Source organism: Burkholderia sp. AU45388 (genome assembly GCF_030481585.1).
In the GTDB taxonomy this organism is placed as follows: Bacteria; Pseudomonadota; Gammaproteobacteria; order Burkholderiales; family Burkholderiaceae; genus Burkholderia; species Burkholderia sola.
Window position 1 is genome coordinate 83754 of sequence record NZ_JAUJPV010000017.1, and the last position, 19019, is coordinate 102772.

At 69.1% G+C, this 19019-nt stretch carries 15 protein-coding genes; 5 read left to right on the forward strand and 10 right to left on the reverse strand.

What is annotated here, in order from left to right; all coding sequences use genetic code 11:
- The first annotated feature begins 91 nt into the window (after positions 1-91).
- Both QZM72_RS24390 and QZM72_RS24395 read left to right on the forward strand, forming a co-directional pair.
- Complete coding sequence (locus tag QZM72_RS24390; protein WP_301739448.1) at positions 92-985, forward strand: LysR family transcriptional regulator; 894 nt, start codon at positions 92-94, stop codon at positions 983-985.
- Positions 986-1101: 116 nt separating this feature from the next.
- On the forward strand, positions 1102-2301 hold the full coding sequence (locus QZM72_RS24395) for a DUF2242 domain-containing protein (protein WP_301739449.1): 1200 nt from the start codon (positions 1102-1104) through the stop codon (positions 2299-2301).
- 252 nt (positions 2302-2553) lie between these two features.
- Here QZM72_RS24395 and QZM72_RS24400 read toward each other — a convergent pair whose 3' ends face one another.
- Positions 2554-3474, reverse strand: coding sequence for a pyridoxal-phosphate dependent enzyme (locus QZM72_RS24400; protein WP_089467103.1), 921 nt, complete (start codon positions 3472-3474; stop codon positions 2554-2556).
- 166 nt (positions 3475-3640) lie between these two features.
- Between QZM72_RS24400 and QZM72_RS24405 the strand changes: the two genes are divergently transcribed.
- On the forward strand, positions 3641-4552 hold the full coding sequence (locus QZM72_RS24405; RefSeq protein WP_089467102.1) for a LysR family transcriptional regulator: 912 nt from the start codon (positions 3641-3643) through the stop codon (positions 4550-4552).
- A 493-nt stretch (positions 4553-5045) separates the two neighbouring features.
- The gene (locus QZM72_RS24410; protein ID WP_301739450.1) at positions 5046-6251 is read left to right on the forward strand and encodes an MFS transporter; all 1206 of its coding nucleotides are present in this window, start codon (positions 5046-5048) and stop codon (positions 6249-6251) included.
- 104 nt (positions 6252-6355) lie between these two features.
- On the opposite strand, the gene QZM72_RS24415 is transcribed toward QZM72_RS24410, so the two are convergent.
- From QZM72_RS24415 to QZM72_RS24425, 3 genes are read right to left on the reverse strand one after another with little or no spacing between them, the layout of a single operon-like run.
- A complete protein-coding gene (locus tag QZM72_RS24415; RefSeq protein WP_301739451.1) occupies positions 6356-7378 on the reverse strand; it encodes a histone deacetylase family protein in 1023 nt (340 codons plus the stop codon).
- A 24-nt stretch (positions 7379-7402) separates the two neighbouring features.
- Positions 7403-8674 (reverse strand): Zn-dependent hydrolase, encoded by a 1272-nt coding sequence (locus QZM72_RS24420; protein WP_301739452.1) that lies wholly within the window; start codon positions 8672-8674, stop codon positions 7403-7405.
- 31 nt (positions 8675-8705) lie between these two features.
- Entirely contained in the window at positions 8706-10016 is a 1311-nt protein-coding gene (locus tag QZM72_RS24425; protein WP_301739453.1) for an MFS transporter, read from the reverse strand.
- Between the two features lie 188 nt (positions 10017-10204).
- On the opposite strand from QZM72_RS24425, the gene QZM72_RS24430 reads away from it, so the two are divergent.
- Positions 10205-11161: a LysR family transcriptional regulator gene (locus tag QZM72_RS24430; RefSeq protein ID WP_050015147.1), complete on the forward strand. Its 957-nt coding sequence runs from the start codon at positions 10205-10207 to the stop codon at positions 11159-11161.
- A gap of 67 nt (positions 11162-11228) precedes the next feature.
- Here the strand turns inward: QZM72_RS24430 and QZM72_RS24435 are convergent, their stop codons facing one another.
- The 6 genes from QZM72_RS24435 to QZM72_RS24460 form a co-directional block, all read right to left on the reverse strand.
- On the reverse strand, positions 11229-12287 hold the full coding sequence (locus QZM72_RS24435; RefSeq protein WP_089467096.1) for a porin: 1059 nt from the start codon (positions 12285-12287) through the stop codon (positions 11229-11231).
- A 200-nt stretch (positions 12288-12487) separates the two neighbouring features.
- Positions 12488-13912: a cytosine permease gene (locus QZM72_RS24440; protein WP_089467095.1), complete on the reverse strand. Its 1425-nt coding sequence runs from the start codon at positions 13910-13912 to the stop codon at positions 12488-12490.
- Between the two features lie 388 nt (positions 13913-14300).
- Complete coding sequence (locus tag QZM72_RS24445) at positions 14301-14930, reverse strand: NAD(P)H-binding protein (protein WP_089467094.1); 630 nt, start codon at positions 14928-14930, stop codon at positions 14301-14303.
- A 334-nt stretch (positions 14931-15264) separates the two neighbouring features.
- Positions 15265-16656, reverse strand: coding sequence for a dihydrolipoyl dehydrogenase (lpdA, locus tag QZM72_RS24450; protein WP_089467093.1), 1392 nt, complete (start codon positions 16654-16656; stop codon positions 15265-15267).
- A 4-nt stretch (positions 16657-16660) separates the two neighbouring features.
- On the reverse strand, positions 16661-17977 hold the full coding sequence (locus QZM72_RS24455; protein WP_089467092.1) for a dihydrolipoamide acetyltransferase family protein: 1317 nt from the start codon (positions 17975-17977) through the stop codon (positions 16661-16663).
- Between the two features lies 1 nt (position 17978).
- A complete protein-coding gene (locus tag QZM72_RS24460) occupies positions 17979-19019 on the reverse strand; it encodes an alpha-ketoacid dehydrogenase subunit beta (protein WP_089467091.1) in 1041 nt (346 codons plus the stop codon).

The following is a 19019-nucleotide window of genomic DNA, read 5'->3' on the forward strand; positions in this document are numbered from 1 at the left end:
GTGGAAAGCCCGATGATAGGCTACGCCGAAGTTCGAAAAAATCATCGATAATCTGACTTTATGTTCGGTTTTTTCGATATATCGCGCTCCGATGCTCAATTTTCGACATCTGTACTATTTTTGGGTCGTCGTGAAGGAAGGCGGCTTCGCTCGGGCGGCCGAGCGGCTCGACATGGCCGTGCAGACGATCAGCGCGCAGGTGCGCGAACTGGAGAAATCGCTCGGGCACCAGTTGCTGCGCCCGGCGGGGCGCGGCGTCGCGATGACCGACGCCGGGCAGGCCGCCTTTGCGCGCGCGGAAGTCATCTTCGAGATGGGGCGGCAGATCCCCGACGACGTGCGCGCGGCGGCCAGCCAGCCGACCGTGCGGCTCGCGGTCGGCCTCGCGGACGGCATCTCCAAGCTCGCCGCGCACGCGATCCTGGCCCCGGTGCTCGACACGCCCACGCTGCGGCTGCTGTGCCACGAAGGCGAGCACGACGCGCTGCTCGCGGAGCTCGCGCTGCATCACCTGGATCTCGTGCTGGCCGGCCAGGGTGCGCCGTCGGGGTCGAATCTGCGCGTGACGAGCGAGCGGCTCGTCGCGTCGCCGGTCGACTGGTACGGGCCCGCGGCGCTCGTCACGCCGGCCGCGCGGCAGCGCTTTCCACAGTGCCTGGCCGACCTGCCGGTGCTGTTGCCGACCGCGCATTCGGCATTGCGCGCGCGTCTCGACCTGTGGCTGGAAAGCGAACGGATCGTGCCGCGCGTGGCCGGCGAGTTCGAGGACAGCGCGCTGATGGCCGTGTTCGCGGCGCGCGGCCTCGGCGTGTTCCCGCTGAGCGAACTCGGCGCGAACGATGCGTCGCTGCTGCGCGGGCTCCGGCGGCTCGGGCGCGCGGGCGACGTGACCGAGGAAATCCATGCGATCCGCTCGCGGCGCGGCGAACATCATCCGCTGACGTCGCAATTGCTGGCCGCGGCGCGCGGCGCGCCGGCCGACTGAAGCGAGCGCGACATCAAAGGAAACTATAATGTCGCCCCGGCCATACGAGACGTGCGCGCGCATTAATCCGGGCCTCCCCGTTGCGCCGCCGCTTGCCGAGCCTTCTGAAAGACGCCATGCACAATCGATTTCGCCTGTTTTCCGTTTCGTGCGCGCTCGCGGTCGCGACCGTGCTGGCGGCATGCTCGTCGCCGCCCAAGCCGATCTATCAGCAGGAACAGTTCGACGCGACCACCAGCCCTTACGCGCACACGTTCCACGCGAAATCCGACGCGGCCTGCGAGGCCGCGCGGCGCGCGCTGCTGAGCCAGGGCTACGTGGTGTCGTCGTCGCGCAACGACGCGGTCGACGGCAGCAAGAATTTCCAGCCGAGCAACGACATGCACGTCGTGATCGAGTTTCACGTCGTGTGCGCGGACGCGACGGCGGACGGCGCGTCGAGCATCGCGTACGTGAACGCGGTGCAGGACCGCTATACGCTGAAAAAATCGAATACGTCGGCCAGCGTGGGCTTGAGCGTGTTCGGCTCGCTGTCGCTGCCGATCGGGTCGAGCGACGACGCGCTCGTCAAGACCGCGAGCGAGACGATTCCCGCCGGCGTGTTCTATGAGCGCTTCTTCACGCTCGTCGACCATTTCCTGAAGATCGACCCGGCGCGCCGCGACCGCGCGACCGTGAAGGCCGCGGAGAAGGAGCGCGTCGCGCCGCTGCCCGAGCCCGCGCCGACGCCGCAGGGTGAACCGCTGAAGATGACGACGCCGGTCGTGCCGACGCCGCCCGCGGCGCCGGTGCCGCTGTCGGCGACGGGTGTCGCGCCGGGGTCGGGCGCGAATGCCGTGCCGGCCGCGGCATCGGCCGTCGCGGCGCCGGCTGCGATGCGTGCGGCGCCGCCGACGGCGGCGTCAGGAGCGGTGCCGGCTTCGGCGGCGGCACCCGCGGCGGCTTCTGCGCCTGCACCGGCTTCGGCCGCCGGCCCGGCGCCGGCATCGCCCCCTGCTCCGGCTCCCGCGTCGGGTGCCGCACCGGCTTCGGCGCCCAAGCCGGTTTCCGGTCCGGCAACCGCGCCCGCACCTTCGTCGACCTCCGGTTCGACGGCGGCGCCGGTTTCCCCGCCCCCAGCTCTTTCGGAACCGGCCGCATCCGCGGCCACCGCTGTGCCGTCCTCGTCTTCGACCGCGCCTTCGTCAGCGGCGTCCGCACCCGCATCACTCTCGGCATCGGCATCGCCGCCGTCGAGCGCATCGCCTGCGCCGGCTGCCGCCGACCCGGTCGCATCATCCACGCCGTCCGGCGCGAGCGCGGCCACCGCGAACTGATCGCGCGCCCGTACCGTCGCGCCCGGCCGCATGCGGCGCGGCGCGACGATACGCAGCCCTTTCGCCTTATTCCCTGAAGTCGTTTCCGCTCATCCGGCTGTGCGCCGGCCGCGATTGGCCGCGCGGGATTGATGACAGGGCAACATCGACGCGCCACACTCAGCCACGGGCGCCCCAGACTCGCAGTCGCCGCGCGCGACAATCGCAAGCGACCTGCCGTGTCGCGACCGCGCTGCTTGCCGACGCCCTCGCCTACCGCAACGTCGCGCGCAGCGTCTGCAGATCCTCGACGGGCGTGGTCACGCCGCCGCAGACGATCACCGCGATGTCCGCTGCCGACTCGAGCACCGGCACCGGCCGCTCCAGCGCGGCCAGCGCCGCGCCGCACGCGGGCTCGACGACGATCCTGTGTTCGTCGAGAAACCGCAGCGACGCAGCCACCGCGTCGGCATCGGACACGACGACCGGATGAATCGCGTGGCGTGTCGCCCATTCGACCGCCGCGTCGCACGGCCGCTTCGCGCCGAGCGTCGTCGCGATGCTCGTGATGGCCGCCAGCTCGACCGGACGCCCCTGCGCGACCGAACGCGCATAGCAGTCGGCGCCCTCCGTCTCGGCCGCGACGACGGGCACGTCGTGCCAGCCGTTGCGCGCCAGCCCTTCGAGCACGCCGCACAGCAGACCGCCGCCGCCGACCGCGAGCACGACCGCGTCGGGCTTCGGGCCGGCCGCCGCCATCTCGTCGATCATCGTCGCGTGGCCCTGCCACAGCATGCGATCGTCGAACGGATGCACGAACGCGTCGTGCGCGTCGAGCCCCGACTGCGCGAACGCGTTCGCCTCGGCCCAGCTCGCGCCGTGCACGACGAGTTCCGCGCCCTCGATGCGGATCAACTCGCGCGCCCGCCCGGACGTGCTTTCCGGCACGACGACGCGCACCGGCACGCCGAGCTCGCGGCCGCAGTACGCGACCGCGATACCCGCGTTGCCGCCCGATGACGACACGAATCGCCGCGCGCCGGCGGCGTGCCGCGCCTCGCACACGGCGCCGATGCCGCGCAGCTTGAACGAACCCGACGGCTGCAGCGCCTCGAGCTTCACCCGGATGGTCGTGCCGAGCCGACGGGATGCGATCGACGAACGGATATAAGGAGTCGGGATATGAAGCGGCATGGGACGGAACGCTATGAGGATGGAGGAAACGCGCGTGATGCGCGACGGAGCGAATACGGCAACGACGGTCATCGTACGCCGGGCCAGCCATGCTTTCCAATACCATCGAATGGCATTTGCTATGCTCCACAGGCATACCCATCCACCCCACCCGACACCCCACCGCATGCGCCAGATCGAACTGCGTCACCTGCGCTACTTCGTCGCCGTCGCCCAGGCCGGCAGCGTGATGGCCGGCGCCCGCGCGGCCGGCATCGTCCAACCCGCGCTGTCGCGACAGATTCGCGAGCTCGAGGACGCGATCGGCACGCCGCTGCTGATTCGTCGCGCGACGGGCGTCACGCTCACGGCGGCCGGCACGAGCTTCCTGCACGATGCGACCGGCCTGCTCGCGATGCTGCAGGACAGCCGCGAGCGTGCGTTGCGCAGCGCGGCCGGCCAGTTCGGCGAACTACGGCTCGGCGCGCTGCCGAACTGCCTGCCGCTGCCGGTCGTCGCGAACGTCCTCAAGGCGTTTCGCGATGCGTGCCCGGACGTGAAACTGTCGATCGCGCCGATGCTGTCGGCCGAACAGGCGAGCGCGCTGATGCGCGGCCAGCTCGACGCCGGGATCATGGCGTGGCGTCGCGAGGAAGCGCCGCACCTGACGGGCGTGCGGTTGCTGAGCGACCGCTTCGTGCTCGCGATGCCCGCGCCGTCGGGCGGCCGCTTCATCGCGCCACGCACGCTGGCCGACGTCGCGAACGAGCCGTTCGTCTGGTTCGATGCACAACGCTCCGCCGCGCACCACCGGTTCCTGATGACGCAGTGCGAGCAGGCCGGCTTCACGCCGCGCATCGCGCAGGTCGGCAGCGACATCCCGACGCTGATCGGCCTCGTCGCGGCCGGGATGGGCTGCGCGTTCGTGCCGGAAAGCGCGTCGCCGACCTGCCCGCGCACGGTCCGGCTCGTCGCGCTCGACGAGCTCGCGAGCCGCTTCGACATCGAGTTCGTGTTCGACGGCGCGGCGGCGGCCCCGTCGCCCGTCGTCGCGCGGTTTCTCGCGGCGGTCCGCGATGCGGCCGGCGAACCGGGCTGAACGAACGACGGCTGCATCGGCGCGCGATCGGGCGATGCGACTTGCAGCGCCGGCCGATGGACGGAATCGCTCCTCCGCGATCTCGTCGTTTTCGCTGTTTTTGCGCACTAAACGACACCGCCGTGCCGCCGAAAAATCTTTCAGAACGCCGACGGACGGCGTCACGACGACGCTATTTTCAAATTGACACCAAAAACGGCCGTTTAACGCCGATTCGAATCCTCCTGGCCCGAAATATACTGCCCGCGCATCCAATTCCTCGTGCCAAAGAGAGGATGCGTTTCCGCCCCGGCCACGGCCCCCCTGTGGTCGGGGCTTTTTTCCTGTCGCGCATCGAATCACGCCCCACGCGTCGCCCACGCGCCGCATTGTTGACATGAAATCAAGATAATTTCGTCCCGATGCGGCTTTTTCCGCAAAAGTAACGCAGGCACACTTCGAGCTGTCCTCAATGGCTTCGTGCCGTTGTCCCCCGCTTACAGGAGCCCGCCGCGTGAACCCCACGACTTCCTCTCCGCCCCGCCCGGGCGGCAGCGCCGCGCTGCCGCTGCTGGCGCTCGCCGCCGGCGCGTTCGGCATCGGCACGACCGAGTTCTCGCCGATGGGCCTGCTGCCCGTGATCGCCGACGGCGTGCACGTGTCGATTCCGCAAGCCGGCATGCTGATCAGCGCGTATGCGATCGGCGTGATGGTCGGCGCGCCGCTGATGACGCTGCTGCTCGCGCGCTGGTCGCGCCGCGCCGCGCTGATCGCGCTGATGTCGATCTTCACGATCGGCAACCTGCTGTCGGCCGCCGCACCGGACTACACGACGCTGCTGCTCGCCCGCCTCGTGACGAGCCTCAACCACGGCGCGTTCTTCGGGCTCGGCTCGGTGGTCGCGGCGAGCCTCGTGCCGCGCGAGAAGCAGGCCAGCGCGGTCGCGACGATGTTCATGGGCCTGACGATCGCGAACGTCGGCGGCGTGCCGGCCGCGACCTGGCTCGGCCAGATGATCGGCTGGCGCATGTCGTTCGCGGCGACCGCGGGCCTCGGCCTCGTCGCGATCGCCGGCCTGTTCGCCGCGCTACCGAAGGGCGAAGCCGGCAAGATGCCCGACCTGCGCGCCGAACTCTCCGTGCTCACGCGCCCGGTCGTGCTCGGCGCGCTCGCGACGACGGTGCTCGGCGCCGGTGCGATGTTCACGCTCTATACGTACGTCGCGCCGACGCTCGAGCACCTGACGGGCGCCACACCCGGCTTCGTGACCGCGATGCTCGTGCTGATCGGCGTCGGCTTCTCGATCGGCAACATCGCGGGCGGGCGTCTCGCCGACCGCTCGCTCGACGGCACGCTGATCGGCTTCCTGTTGCTGCTGATCGCGACGATGGCCGCGTTCCCGCTGCTCGCCTCGACCCACGCGGGCGCCGCGATCACGCTGCTGGTCTGGGGAACCGCGACGTTCGCGGTCGTGCCGCCGCTGCAGATGCGCGTGATGCGCGCGGCCCATGAAGTGCCGGGCCTCGCGTCGGCCGTCAACATCGGCGCGTTCAACCTCGGCAACGCGGTGGGCGCTGCCGCTGGCGGTGCGGCGATTTCGGCCGGGTTCGGCTACGCGGCGGTGCCGCTCGTCGGCGCGCTGATCGCCGCCGCCGGGCTCGGCCTCGTCACGCTGCAGGTCACGCAGCGCCGCCGCTCGCCGGCCGCCGCGAATTCGTAAGCGCGGGCGCGTCGGGACTGCCGGGAACCTTCCGCTCGCTTTTTTACGGCCGCGCGATGCGGCCGTTTTCATTTTCGGCGTGCGGTCGGTTCCGACGGCTCAAGTCAGCGTCCCGCGGCGAACCCGCCGAAGAACGCGCGCGCGTTCGCGTCGAGACTCTCGAGGTGATAGCCGCCTTCCTGCACGATCACCGTCGGCAGGCCGAGCGCGCCGATCGCGCCGCCGAGCCGCCCGAACCCGTCGGTCGTAACCGCGACCTGCGATTGCGGATCGTCCTTGTAGATGTCGAAGCCGAGCGCGAGCACGAGCGCATCGGGCTGGAACCGCGCGAGCGCGCGCAGCGCGTCGTCGAGCCGTGCGAAGAACGTCGACTCCGGCGCGCCGTGCGGCATCGGCAGGTTGAGGTTGAAGCCATCGCCGGCGCCCGCGCCCGTCTCTTCCTCGTAGCCCGCGACGACCGGGTAGAAGTTGGTCGGGTCGCCGTGAATCGATACGTACAGCACGTCGTCGCGGCCATAGAAGATTTCCTGCACGCCCTGCCCGTGATGCATGTCGGTATCGAGAATCGCGACGCGGCGATGGCGGCCGAGCAGCGCCTGCGCGGCGATCGCCGCGTTGTTCAGGTAGCAGAAGCCGCCGGCCGCGTCGCGGCGCGCATGATGGCCGGGCGGCCGGCACAGCGCGTAGGCTTCGCGCGCGCCGTCGTTGACGTCGGCCGCGGCGGCCAGCGCGCCCTGCGCGGACCAGTACGCCGCGCGCCACGTGTTCGCGCCCACCGGGCAACTGCCGTCGGCGAGATAGCGCGCGGCTTTCGCGAGCACGCCGCGCAGCGGGTTCGGATCGCGCACGAACACGTTCGACATCACTTCGTCGCCCCAGTCGTCGGGCATCCGTTTCCAGTCGCGGTGCGCATCCTCGAGAAAGCGCAGGTAATTCATGTCGTGCACGGCCGCGATCGGCGCGGTGCCGCGGTCGGCCGGCTCGCGCACGTCGAAATCGAGCGACCGCACGGCCGCGACGAGTCGCGCCGCCCGCTCAGGCACTTCCTGCGGCTCGCGCATCCGGCCGCGCGACAGATAGCTGCGCGGATGGTGCAGCAGTTGTTCGGGATGGAAATAGGTTTTCATCGGAGTCCTCGTCGATTCGCCGGATCAGGCACCGTGCGCGGCAACCGCCGCGTCGACGCGCGCCGCGATGCCCGCGCGCGCCAGCACCGCCTGGAGCAGCACGTTCGCGCCGCGCGTCACGTCGTCGGGCAACGCATCCTCGGCTGCGTTGTGCGACAGGCCGTCGACGCACGGAATGAACACCATCGCGGTCGGGAAACGGCGCGCGAGCAGGATCGCATCGTGGCCGGCGCCGCTCACGATCCGCTCGTGCGTGTAGCCGAACGCGGCGGCCGCCTGCGCGACCAGCCCGACGCAATCGCGATCGAACGGCGTCGCCGGGCTGCGCCAGCAGGTGTCGATCGCCAACTGCACGCCGCGCGCGGCAGCAATGCGGGCGCACGCTTCGCGCAGGTCGCGCTCCATCGCATCGACTTCGGCATCGTCGTGATGCCGCAGGTCGACCGTGAACGTCAGCTCGCCGGCGATCGTGTTGCGCGATGCGTTGCGGATGCCGACCTGCCCGATCGTCGCGAGCCCGCGCGGTGCATAAGCGGCGGCGATCCGTTCGAGTTCGAGCGCCATCTGCGCGCTCGCGAAATACGTGTCCTTGCGATACGGCATCGGCGTCGTGCCCGCGTGCGCGGCCACGCCCGTCACCGTCACGTCGAGCCAGCGGATCGCCTGCCCGCCCGTGACGATGCCGACCGTCGTGCCGTTCGCCTCGAGCACGGGCCCTTGTTCGATATGCGCCTCGAAATACGCGTCGACCGCGCCGCCCGTTGCGCGCGTGCCGCGATAGCCGCATGCGTCGAGCGCCGCGCCGAGCGTGATGCCGTCGGCATCCTGCTTCGCGAGCGCGTCGTCGAGCGGCAACGCGCCCGTGAACACGGCCGAGCCGAGCATCGCCGGCGCGAAGCGCGCGCCTTCCTCGTTGGTCCACGACACGATCTCGAGCGGCTTGTCGGTCGCGATGCCCGCGTCGTTCAGCGTGCGCACGAGTTCGAGCGCGGCGAGCACGCCGTAGACGCCGTCGAAGCGGCCGCCTTCGGGCTGCGTGTCGAGATGGCTGCCGATCAGCACCGGCGCGGCATGCGCATCGGCGCCGTCGCGCCGCGCGAAAAGGTTGCCGACCGCATCGACGCTGACCGTGAGCCCCGCGTCGCGGCACCATTGCGCGAACAGGTCGCGCCCGCGCCGGTCGTCCTCGGTGAGCGCGACGCGCCGCACACCGCCGCGCGGCGTCGCGCCGACGCGCGCCATGTCGGCCAGGCTCTGCCACAGGCGGGCGCCGTCGATTTCCAGCAGGTCATTCATAGGGATTCCGGATCGATTCGTTCGTTGAGGTTCAGTGCGAGCCGAGCGCTTCGGCGGCGGCCGGCTGCGCCGCGCGGCGCGCGTCGAGCGCGACGATGCAGAGCAGCGAAACGCCGGCGAGACACGTGTAGAACACCGCGAGCGGCCACCACTGGCCCGTGAAGCGATGCGCGAGCCACGTGCCGACGAGCGGCGTCAGGCCGCCCGCGATCGCGCCGCAAATCTGGTAAGCGAGCGAGATCGCCGAATAGCGCACGTGGGCCGGAAACACGTCGCTGACGAAGCCCGCGATCACCGAATAGAAACCGGCCATGCACACCACCGCGAGTGCGATGCCCGCGATCAGCGACGCGGACGTACCGCCCTGCACGAGCATGAACATCGGATACGGCGACAGCATCGCGAGCAGCGCCGCGAGCTTCAGGAAGCGCGCGCCGCCGATACGCTCGGCGATCCACGCGGCGAGCGGCTGCGCGAAGAACTGGATGATCGCGACCGCGAACAGGCTGTCGAGGATCAGCGAACGCGACACGCCGACGTATTGCGTCGTGTACGCGATCATGAACGTGTTCGTGAAATAGACGCCCGCGATGCCGATCGTGTTCGCGCCGATGCAGAGCAGCACGAGCCCCGACGCGGAACGAAACACTTCCGCGACCGGCAGCTTCACCGTGCGGCGGGTTTCCTTCACCCGCGCGAATTCCGGCGACTCGTTCACGCCGAGCCGGATCAGGATGCCGACCACCAGCAGCACCGAACTCGCGAGAAACGGCAGGCGCCAGCCCCACGCGAGGAAGTCGGCCTTGTCCATCGACGTGACCGCGCGGAACGCGATCAGCGAAAGGATCAGCCCGGCCGGGCTGCCGAGCTGCGCGAACGACGCGAAAAACGTGCGGCGCCCCTGCGGCGCATGCTCGCCCGCCATCAGCACCGCGCCGCCCCATTCGCCGCCGACCGCGATCCCCTGCACGACGCGCAGCGCGACGAGCAGCACCGGCGCGAGGACGCCGACCTTCGAATAGGCGGGCAGCAGCCCGACGCACACGGTCGCGACGCCCATCATCATCAGCGTGGTCATCAGCGCCTTCTTGCGGCCGATGCGGTCGCCGAGATGGCCGAAGATCACGCCGCCGAGCGGACGCGCGAAGAAGCCGACCGCGAACGTCGCGAACGACGCCATCGTGCTGACGAACGGGTCGTGCGACGGGAAATAGAGCTCGCCGAACACGAGTGCGGCCGCGGTCGCGTAGATGTAGAAGTCGTACCACTCGATCATCGTGCCGATGAACGCGGCCGTCGCGGCGCGTGCCGGCTGGCGGGCGGAAGGAAGGGAGTGAGTCATGCGGGCTCCTGACGCGCGCCGCGGCGGGGCGGCACGCAATATCGGGTGACGGCCGTCTGTCGCGGCGTCGCGCCGCACGCTGCGGCGCCCTTCCTTTATCGGTGGCCGCAAATCATTAGTCAAATTTCAAGTTATTATTCGCCGTATAAATTCAACTAATGCTTGCTCGCCGCCTGCCCGGAGACCCGATGCGCCCCGACCTCGCCCCGTTCCTGAACGATCGCCTCGACTGGAACCTGCTGCGCACCTACCTGGTGATCATGCAGGAGCGCAGCGTGAGCCGCGCGGCCGCGCGCCTGCACGTCACGCAGCCGGCCGTGAGCCAGGCGCTGCGGCGGCTCGAGGAGACGCTCGAGCGCCGGCTGATCGAGCGGCGCGGCGCGCACTTCGCGCCGACGCCGGCCGGCGAAGCCGTCTACCGGATCGCGAGCGACATCTACGGCGGCATCTCGCGCCTCGAAACCGAAATCGACGACAGCACGGCCGACCTGACCGGCTCGATCCGGCTGCTGACGGTGAGCCGTATCGAATCGCCCGTCTACGACGAATTCCTCGCGGACTTCCATCGCGCGTATCCGCGCATCGATCTGCAGATCGAAGTGATGCGTTCGTCGGACATCCTCTCCTCGCTGCTGCAGAAAACGGCCACGGCCGGGCTCGGCCTGTGCCGCACGCCGCATGACAAGCTGGAGATGCGCTGCTTCCTGCGCCAGCGCTATGCGATCTATTGCGGCCGCCATCACCGGCTGTTCGGACAGACGCAATTGCGGATGGACGATCTGCTCGCGGAGAATTTCGTGTCGTTCACGAGCGACCAGATCGGCGACAGCCTGTCGCCGCTCACCGTGTTCCGCGACCAGAAGGGCTTCACGGGGCGCATCGTCGCGTCGTCGCCGAGCCTCGACGAAGTGCGACGGCTGATCTTCGCGGGCTACGGGATCGGCTGCCTGCCCGAGCACATCGTGCGCGACGACATCGCGCAGCAACGGCTGTGGCGGTTGCCGCCCGACGACGGGCTCGTCGACGTCGACGTGTTCCTGCTGTGGCATCGCGATCGCAAGATGAACGCGGCCGAGCATGCGTTTCTCGACGCGATGGAGCGTTGCATGCAGCGCTACTCGCTCGCGGAGCGGCTCGGGAAATGACGGCGCGAACGCGCCCGGAGAAAGCGCCGGGCACATCCGCCCCGGCGCGTCGCGCCGCGTGTGTACGTCAGAAGCGATGCACGATGCCGAGCTGCACGCCGCGTGCATTCGCGCCCGGGTATGCGAGCGGCAGGCCGGGGTTCGCCGCGCCGGCGAGCGTGTAGCCGGCCTGGTTGCGGTTGCGCAGGTACGACAGCGCGCCGTAGAAGCTCGTGCGCTTCGACAGGTCGTACTCGTACATCAGCCCAAGCTGATCCGCACGGTTGCCCTGCGACGACTGGTCGTGCAGGTACGCGTAGCCGAGCGCGACATAGTTGGCCGGGTTGAACTGGTATTTGACCGACAGCCCGTACACGCGCGAATCGATTCCGAGATCCGCCCACTTCACCGCGGAGAAACCGCCATACACGGTGGCCTTGCCGATTTCGTAAGACGCACCGGCCATGATCGTGCGATCGGTCGTGGTCGCCGCCGCGTTCTTCAACCACTGCCCCGCGACGAATGCGCCGAACGGACCGTGTTCGTAGGTCAGGTCGAACTGCTGGCTGGAGCCGGCCGAGCGCACGCCGCCCGCATCGCCGAACCCGACGTACAGCCCGCCCTGGAAACCGGCGATCTCCGGGCTTTGGTACGACAGCGTATTGCTCGTGCGGAACGCGAACACGGTCAGGTTGTCCATGCCGGACGCCTGCGTGACGCCGCCGAACGCATCCTGCCCGCCTTGGTCGTTGAACAGCGGCGAATTCTGTCGGCCCGCGCGCACCTTGCCCCACTGCCCCGCGATGCCGACCCATGCCTGTCGGTTGAACATGCTGCCCGCGCTCACGAGCGAGCCGTCGTTCGGATTGAAGCCGTTTTCCAGCGCGAATTCGATTTTCTGGCCGCCGCCGATCTCCTCGCCGCCCTTCAGCCCGAACCGGCTGCCCCACTGGCCACCCGAGTTGATCGCGGCCGTATAGCCGTTGCCCGTATTCACGACCTGCGCGAATTCGTCGATCACGCCGTACAGCGTGACGCCGTCCTGCGCGAGCGTGGCGCCCGAAGCGGCGGCGCAAGCGGCCGCGACGGCCATCCGAAGACCGGCATGCGCCGATCGCACCCGGGAACGATGTCCTCGTGCGTGCATTTTATTAGCCATACTATTCAATGAAAGGAGAATGGAACGATGCCGGGCACGGTGGTCCGCCATGCCGGCATCGTGGATAACGAAGGTAATGTGTGGTGCGGTTGCCGGTCGCGCCGGTTCGGCGCATCGGGCCGCTCAGGCCACTCAGGCCGCTCAGGCCGGCGGCAAACCGGCCCGACCAACGACGTGATACGCCGGTGTCAGACCTCGCCGCGTTCGAGCGGCAGGATCAGGCGTTCGGGAATGCTGCGCCGCGACGCACGGGCGGCGACGTAATACAGCGCGGCCGGCACGACGAGGCCGAGGATCCACGAGATGTCGGTGCCGCCGAGCGCGTCGACGAGCGGCCCCGTGTAGATGTGCGTCGACATGAACGGCAGCTGCACCAGGATGCCGACCACGTAGATCGTGATCGCCATCACGTTCCAGCGGCCGTAGCGGCCATCGGGATCGGACAGCGCCGGCACGTCGTAGCGCGAACGCGTGAAGCAGTAGTAGTCGACCAGGTTGATCGCGCTCCACGGCGTGAAGAACGCGAGCAGGAACAGGATGAACGCGGTGAATTCCTTCAGGAACGAATGGCGGCCCGCGAGCGCGATCAGCGTCGATACGCAGATCATCCCGAAGATGTACACGAGGCGGCTCTTCGACGATACCGCGCCCTTGCCGCGAAAGCCGCTGACGATCGTCGCCATCGACATGAAGCTGCCGTACGCGTTGAGCGCCGTCACCGTCACCTTGCCGAACGCAATGCTGAAATACAGCAGCGCGGCCACGGCGCCCGTCGAGCCGAGGCCGACGATGTACGCCACTTCATGGTGCGCGAACTGGCTGCCGGCGAGCGCGGCCGCGAACACGCCGAATACCATCGCCGCCTGTGCGCCGATCACCGAGCCGAGACCGACCGCGACGAACGTCGCGACCGACGACGTCGAGCGCGGCAGGTAGCGCGAATAGTCGGCCACGTACGGGCCGAACGCGATCTGCCACGACGCGGACAGCGACATCGCGAGCAGGAAGCTCGCGAGCGAGAAATGCCGGTTCGCGAGCAGCGCGCCGACGTCGTGGTTCGCGAACAGTTGCGCGAACATGTAGACGAACGCGACGATGCCGACCACGCTCGCGATCCGGCCGACGAAGTGGATCGCGCGATAGCCGAACACGGTCAGCACGACGATCACGGCCGCGAACAGCAGGATGCCGGCCGCGTCGTCGACGTGCAGCAGTTGCGCGACGGCCTGCCCGGCCAGCACCGAGCCGCTCGCGGAAAAGCCGATGTACATCAGGCACACGAGCACGATCGGGATCATCGCGCCATACACGCCGAACTGCACGCGGCTCGAGATCATCTGCGGCAGCCCGAGCTGCGGCCCCTGCGCGCCGTGCAGCGCCATCACCGCGCCGCCGACGAGCTGGCCGAGCAGCAACGCGACCAGCGACCAGAACACGTCGCCGCCGAGCACGACCGCCAGCGCCCCCGTGACGATGGCCGTGATCTGCATGTTCGCCGACAGCCACAGCGTGAACTGGCTCAGCAGGCCGCCGTGGCGCTCGGCGTCGGGAATGAAGTCGATCGAGCGTACCTCGATCAGTCCGCCGGCTTTTCCACTGGAATTCGTTGACACGGGTCAATCTCCAAAATACTCAGGACCACACATGGTTTGAACGGGACAGGAAGCTGCGAGCCGCCCTTTCGGCTCGGCGGATGCGGGGCGCCGTGGATCGCCGGCATGCGCCACGCATGCACGGTCAGCACGCTGGCGCGCAAGCGGCACGACGTGTGCCGACATTGCCAGCGGATGATCTTGTATATACAACTTGTGAGATATCGGTGATTACCCGGAATCGATCGATTTTAGAAATCGTCCGAGTCATTGCGGCACGCCAGCGCAGTATTGCCGCGAATCGGGCGTCGGAAAAATGAAAGCTCGGTCGGCCGGGGGCCGATCGAGCGCAGCGGTCACCGCACGGAAAACGGACAGACTAGCGGGCGAGCGCACCGCCCGCGCGGCATCAGACGAGCCGGTCCGACGTGACGACCTGCACGCCCGGCCGTGCGTCGATCGCCGCATCGAGCAATGCGCGCGCAATCCGCGACGCGGGATTCACGCGCCACTTCGCCGGCAGCACCGGCGCGGCGGCGCTCAGCGCGAACACGAACAGCCGCTCGCCGAACCGGAACTCGTCGCGGCTGCCGCCGATCAGGCCCGGTCGCACGTACGTGAGCGAATCGAAGCCGACGTCGGCGAGCGCCTGCTCGACCTCGCCCTTCACGCGGTTGTAGAAGATGCGCGACGCAGCGTCCGCGCCGAGCGCGGAATTCAGCACGTAGGTCGGCGTGCCGTGCCGGTGCGCGAGTCGCGCGACCGCGAGCGGATAGTCGTGGTCGACGCGCCGGAAGGCCGCCTGCGAACCGGCGGCCCGCATCGTGGTGCCCAGTGTGCAGACCACGGCATCCGCGTGCCACCAGTCGGCCGTGTCGGGCAAATGGTCGAAATCCACTGCCCGTGCGCGCATCTTCGGATGCGGCGACAACGGCCGGCGCGCGACGACGATCACCTGGTCGACCCGGGCATCGGCCAGCGCGGCTTCGAGGACGTGGCGCCCGACGAGTCCGGTCGCGCCGACGAGCAGCAGTTTCATGTCCGTTCTTCCGTGTGGAGCCTGCGTTGGCGGACCGAGGCGGCCCGGTTTCCGGCTATCGACATGATCGTCGGCCGACGTGGCGGCGGCAATCCTCCACGCGTCTCGAAAAATTACGGCGCTGTCGGGCGCGGCCCCGCGCGATCGAATACGGCCCGGCCGGCGCTGCTGCTGCGCGCGTTCCTGGCCCGCGCGCGGTTACCGGCAACCCGATCAGATCGGCTTGGGACTGGCGCGAGCGGATACCGAATGAAACAACATGAAGTACATCAGACGCCGCAGGCGCCGCCAATGTGTGCGAGACGCACCGGCAGCGCTCCGTCAGGCTCGAACGTCAGACATGCAGCGCATGTCCGAGCGCGCGCAACGCCGCTTCCTGAAGCGCCTCGCCGAGCGTCGGATGCGCGTGGATCGTGCCGCCGATGTCTTCCAGCCGCGCGCCCATCTCCAGCGACTGCGAGAACGCCGCGGCCAGCTCCGACACCCCGCGCCCGACCGCCTGCCAGCCGACAATCAGGTGATTGTCGCGCCGCGCGACGACGCGCACGAATCCGTCGGTCGCCTGCAACGTCATCGCGCGCCCGTTCGCGGCGAACGGGAACGATGCGCTCAGACAATCCACGCCGGCCGCGTGCGCATCGTCGGGCGACCAGCCGGCCGTCACGATCTCGGGATCGGTGAAGCACACGGCCGCAATCGCCGCGGGCGTGAACTGGCGACGCCGGCCGGCGATCAGCTCGGCCACCATCTCGCCTTGCGCCATCGCGCGATGCGCGAGCATCGGTTCGCCCGCGACGTCGCCGATCGCCCACACGTTGCGCATCGACGTGCGGCATGCGTCGTCGATCCGCAGCGCGCGGCCGTTGCGATCAAGCATCAGCGTCTCGAGTCCGAAGCCGTCGACGCGCGGCCGGCGGCCGACGGCAACCAGCACGCGATCGGCCGGCAACGTCTGTTCGGCGCCGTCGGCCGCCTGCACGCGCACCGCGCCGTGCGCATCGAGCCCGAGCACCTTGTGGCCGAGCCACAGCCGCACGCCGAGCCGCGCGAGCGAATCGGCCACCGGCCGCACGAGTTCCGCATCGTACGCGGGCAGCACGCGCTCGGCCGCCTCGACGACGCTGACGTCGACCCCGAGCTTGCGATAGACGGTCCCGAGTTCGAGCCCGATATAGCCGGCCCCGACGACGACCAGCCGCTTCGGCAGCGTCGCGGGCGACAGCGCGTCGGTGGACGACACGACGTGCCCGCCGAACGGCATCGACGGCAGTTCGACCGGTTCGGAACCGGTCGCGAGCAACAGGTGTTCGCAACCGATCCGCACCGTATGGCCGCCGGTCGCGACCTCGACGGTCTTGCCGTCGATCACGCGCGCTTCGCCGTGCAGCACGCGCACGCCGTTCTTCTTGAGCAGCGCGCCGACGCCGCGCGTCAGACGATCGACGATGCCGTCCTTCCACGCGACGCTTTTCGCGATGTCGATCTCGGGCGTGCGCACGCGGATCCCGAGCGCGCCTTCGCCGGCATGGCCGCACGCCTGTTCGAACGCATCGGCCACGTGGATCAGCGCCTTCGACGGAATGCAGCCGATGTTCAGGCACGTGCCGCCGAGCCGGTCGCGCTCGACGAGCACGGTCGGAATGCCGAGCTGGCCGGCGCGAATCGCGGCGACGTAGCCGCCCGGGCCGCCGCCGATGACGAGCAGTGTGGTGTGTTCGTTCTTCATCGGCTCACTCCACGAACAGCAGCGCCGGGCGTTCGAGCACCGCGCGCACGGCCTGGATGAATTCGGCCGCGTCCGCGCCGTCGACGACGCGATGATCGAACGATGACGACAGGTTCATCATCTTGCGCGCGACGATCGCGCCGTCGCGGATCATCGGCCGCTCGACGATCCGGTTCACGCCGACGATGCCCACTTCCGGATGATTGATCACCGGCGTCGACACGATGCCGCCGAGCGCGCCGAGGCTCGAGATCGTGATCGTCGAGCCGCTCAGCTCGTCGCGCTGCGCACGGTTCGCGCGCACCGCGTCGGCGAGCCGCGCGATTTCGGCGGAGATCGACCACACGTCGCGCGCTTCCGCATGACGCAGCACGGGCACCGTGAGGCCGCCGTCCGTCTGCGTCGCGACGCCCATGTGCACCGCGCCGTGGCGCGTGACGACGCCCGCTTCGTCGTCGAAGCGCGCGTTGATCTGCGGGAAGTCGCGCAGCGCGATCACCATCGCGCGGATCAGCAGCGGCAGCGGCGTGAGCTTGCCGCGCGTGTCGCCATAGCGGCGGTTCAGTTCCGTGCGCAACGATTCGAGTTCGGTCACGTCGATTTCCTCGACGTAGCTGAAGTGCGGGATGCGGCGCTTCGCTTCCTGCATCTTGCGCGCGATCGCCCGCCGCAAACCGATCACCGGCACGTCGGTTTCGTCGTGGCGTTCGTCGTAGCCGTGCGGTTGCGAAGATGCACGCGCCGTGCCACCGCCGGTGCGCGCATATGCATCGAGATCCGCGTGCAGGATGCGCCCGGCTTCGCCGGTGCCGCGCACGTAGCGCAACTCGATGCCCATGTCCCACGCACGCTGACGCACGGCCGGCGACGCGAGCGGCCGTTCGCCCGGCGCGAGCGCCGCGCGCGGCTGCGCGGCCGGCTCGTCGCGGCGCGGTTTCGCCGGTGCGCGAGGCGCCGCGGGCTGCGCAGGCGGCTCGGCCGATGTGTCGGCCACCGGCTTCGACGGCGTCGCCGCCGCGACCGGTGCGGTTGCTACCTTCGTTTCTTGCACCGGTACCGCGGCCTTCAGGTTGCCGTCGCCTTCGACTTCCAGCCGAATCAGCTCGCTGCCGACCGCCATCATCTCGCCGATCCGGCCGCCCAGCTCGATCACCTTGCCCGTCACCGGCGACGGAATCTCGACCGCCGCCTTGTCGGTCATCACGTCGGCGAGCGGCTGGTCTTCGTTGATCGTCTGCCCGACTTCCACATGCCAGGCCACCAGCTCGACCTCGGCGATCCCTTCGCCGATATCCGGCATCTTGATGACATGAATCCCCATCTCACGCCTCCATCACGCGTCGCAACGCTTCACCGACCCGGGTCGGCCCCGGAAAGTACGCCCATTCCTGCGCATGCGGATACGGGGTGTCCCAGCCCGTCGTGCGCTCGACCGGCGCTTCGAGGTGGTAGAAGCAGTGTTCCTGGACCAGCGATACGAGCTCCGCGCCATAGCCGCAGGTGCGCGTCGCCTCGTGCACCACGACGCAGCGCCCGGTCTTGCGCACCGACGCGACGATCGTGTCGAGATCGAGCGGCCACAGCGTGCGCAGGTCGATCACTTCCGCGTCGATGCCCGTCTCCTCGGCCGCGGCGAGCGACACGTGCACGGTCGTGCCGTAGGTCAGCACCGTCACGTCGCTGCCAGGCCGCACGACAGCGGCCGTATCGAGCGGCACCGTGTAGTAGCCTTCGGGCACCGCGCTCGCCGGATGCTTGAGCCACGACGTCACGGGCCGCTCGTGATGGCCGTCGAACGGCCCGTTGTACAGCCGTTTCGGTTCGAGGAAGATCACCGGATCGTCGTTCTCGATCGATGCGATCAGCAGCCCTTTCGCGTCATACGGGTTCGACGGCATCACCGTGCGCAACCCGCACACCTGCGTGAACATCGCCTCCGGGCTCTGGCTGTGCGTCTGTCCGCCGTAGATGCCGCCGCCGCACGGCATCCGGATCGTCATCGGCGCGGTGAACTGGCCGGCCGAGCGGTAGCGCAGCCGCGCGCCTTCCGACACGATCTGGTCGGAGGCCGGATAGAAATAGTCGGCGAACTGGATCTCGCAAACGGGCCGCAATCCGTACGCGCCCATCCCGACCGCCGCGCCGACGATCCCGCCTTCGGAGATCGGCGCATCGAACACGCGCGACTTGCCGTATTTGTTCTGCAGCCCTTCGGTACAGCGGAACACGCCGCCGAAATAGCCGACGTCCTGCCCGAACACGACCACGTCGCTGTCGCGCCCGAGCATCACATCCATCGCGGAGCGCAGCGCCTGGATCATCGTCATCGGCTGCGTCGCCGTATCCGTCTCATGTTGCGCCAT